The sequence below is a fragment of the Isoptericola sp. GX10416 genome (assembly GCF_056590155.1).
On sequence record NZ_JBWPVO010000027.1, the window covers coordinates 1 to 2,399 of the forward strand.

Annotated in this window: 2 protein-coding genes and 1 pseudogene; all 3 read right to left on the bottom strand. The window is 71.2% G+C overall.

Going from position 1 to position 2,399, the window contains the following annotated elements; all coding sequences use genetic code 11:
* Nucleotides 1–1,006 (bottom strand): HAMP domain-containing protein (locus tag ACWAT2_RS19255; RefSeq protein ID WP_480049252.1); only part of this gene is annotated, 1,006 nt, incomplete at its 3' end.
* Complete coding sequence (locus ACWAT2_RS19260; protein WP_402378204.1) at nt 1,006–2,085, bottom strand: substrate-binding domain-containing protein; 1,080 nt, start codon at nt 2,083–2,085, stop codon at nt 1,006–1,008. The genes ACWAT2_RS19260 and ACWAT2_RS19255, both read right to left, overlap by 1 nt.
* 32 nt (nt 2,086–2,117) lie before the next feature.
* A pseudogene (locus tag ACWAT2_RS19265) lies at nt 2,118–2,399 on the bottom strand (methyl-accepting chemotaxis protein); the annotation flags it as partial.

The window sequence follows — 2,399 nt, forward strand, 5'->3', positions numbered from 1 at the left end:
GGATCGACGCACCCATCTCCTCAGCACCCGCAGCCACCGTCTGCACGTTCTGCGACACCTGCTCCGCCGCCGACGCCACGACACCCGCCTGCGCGCTCGTCTCCTCAGAGCCGGAGGCCACCTGGTGCGAGGCGGCCGAGAGCTCCTCGGACGCCGCCGCGACGGTCTGCGCCGACTCGACGACCCCGGAAAGCGTCTCGCGCAGAGCCTGCCGGGCGCGGTCCAGGGCGGCCGCCATCCGGCCGATCTCGTCGTTCTCCGCGACGGGGGCGTCCTGGGTGAGGTCGCCCTCGGCCATGGCCTCGAGCGTGGTGCCCACCTGACGCACCGACCGGCTGATCCGCCGCACGATCGCGACGGCGAGCAGCACGCCGCAGACCGTCGCGACGACGAAGCCGACCACGAGCACGACGATCGACCGCTCCGCCGCGGCCTGACCGGCCTCCTGGATCGCGACGACGTCGGCGTCCGTCTGTGCCGAGGCGAGGGCCAGGGCGCGGCCCGCCCAGTCCGGGTCCGCGGACACGTCGGAGCTCACGGCGGCGGCGAAGCCCGTCACGTCACCGGCCTCCACGAGCGGCAGCAGGGTGGCGTCGCGGTACGACGTCCACGCCTCCCAGCGCGCCAGGAAGTCCTGCCACTGGGGCGTGTCCGCCGCGGGGAACGTCGCCACGACGGCGGCGTGCTCCTCCACCTCGTCGTCGATCCAGCCCGACGACGTGAGCAGCTGCGCGCGCGTGGTCTCGTCGGCGTTCACCGCGCGCTGCAGCACGACGTGGCTGCGCGCCTGGTTCACGGACAGGTCCGCGAACGAACGCTGCAGCTCGACGTTGAGGCGCGACATCTCCTGCAGGTCGTCGGCGACCTGCGACAGGGCCACCGCCGCCGACCCGCCGACCAGGGCGAACGCGCCGCCCATGACGAACAGCGCCGTCGAGAACTTCGCCGCGAGCGACCGGTCCCAGAACCATGCCCCGCGCCGGCGCGAGGCTTCCCCGTGTGTCATCAGCCGATCTCCTGTGCCGTGTAGTACCCGCTGTCCACGAGCACCTTCGTGTAGTTGTCCTTCGTGACGGACTGCGGAGCGAGCAGGTAGGACGGAACCACCTTCGCGCCGTTGTCGTACGTCGTGGTGTCGTTCACCTCGGGCGTCCCGCCGGCCAGCAGGGCCTCGACGATCTGCACCGTCACCTCCGCGAGCTGGCGGGTGTCCTTGTAGACCGTCGCGTACTGCTCGCCTGCCGCGATCGACTTCACCGCCGGGATCTCCGCGTCCTGGCCCGGGACCACCGGGACGTCGTCGAGCGTCCCGGTGGCGGCGATGACCGCCTGGGCGATGCCGTCGTTCGGCGCGAGCACGCCGTCGAGCTTCGTGCCGCCCCCGTAGGAGCCGAGCAGGGAGGTCATCCGCTGCTCGGCGGTGGCGTTGTCCCACCCGTCGATCGCGACGTCCTCGCGCTCCACCTGCCCCGAGGCGACCTCGAGCACGCCCGAGTCGAGGTAGGGCCGCAGCACCGACATGGCGCCGTCGTAGAACACCGTGGCGTTGTTGTCGTCCGGCGAGCCGGCGAACACCTCGATGTGGAACGGGCCCTTGCGGCCGGTCTCCGCGCCGGACTCGTCGAGGACACCGAGGCCCCGCAGCAGGGCAGTGCCCTGCAGCACGCCCACCTGCCAGTTGTCGAACGACGCGTAGTAGTCCACGTCCGCCGAGTCGCGGATCAGCCGGTCGTAGGAGATGACAGCGATGCCCGCGCCGTGCGCCTCGGCCAGCACCCCCTTCAGCGCCGTGCCGTCCACGGAGCCGATGACGAGCGCGTCGGCGCCGGCGTCCACCATCGCGCGGATCTGCTCCACCTGGACGGCGGCGTCGTCCTCGGCGTACTGCATGTCGACGTCGTAGCCGAGCGACCGGAACTGGGCGGACAGGTTGTCCCCGTCCGCGACCCAGCGGGTCTGCTCGACGGTGGGCATGGCCACGCCCACGAGCGGTGTGTCGTCGGCGGCGTCCTGGGTGGTCCCGCACCCTGCCGTCAGCGCGAGAGCGCCGGCGGCGAGGAACGTGACAACAGCTCGTGCGCGCATGATCGTGTTACCTCAGTCCTGAGTCGTTGGTTTCAGTAGGTGAAGGCCGCGACCTGGGCACGCAGCGCTTCGGAGACCTGGGCGAGCTCGTGGACCTGGGATCTGACCTCCTCCATCGTCCGGGTGTTCTCCTGCGCACCCTCGGCGATGCCGGTGATGGTGCCGGCGATCTCGGACGAGCCCGTCGCGGCCTCCTGCACACCCCGCGACATCTCGTTCGTCGTCGCGGTCTGCTCTTCCACCGCCGACGCGATCGTGAGCTGGTAGTCGTTGATCTGGCCGATGATGTCCGCGATCTCACCGATCGCACCCAC

Bases quoted from the DNA above. Each gene is read 5' to 3' on its own strand.
- ACWAT2_RS19260 (WP_402378204.1), bottom strand. From the start codon at position 2,085: ATGCGCGCACGAGCTGTTGTCACGTTCCTCGCCGCCGGCGCTCTCGCG.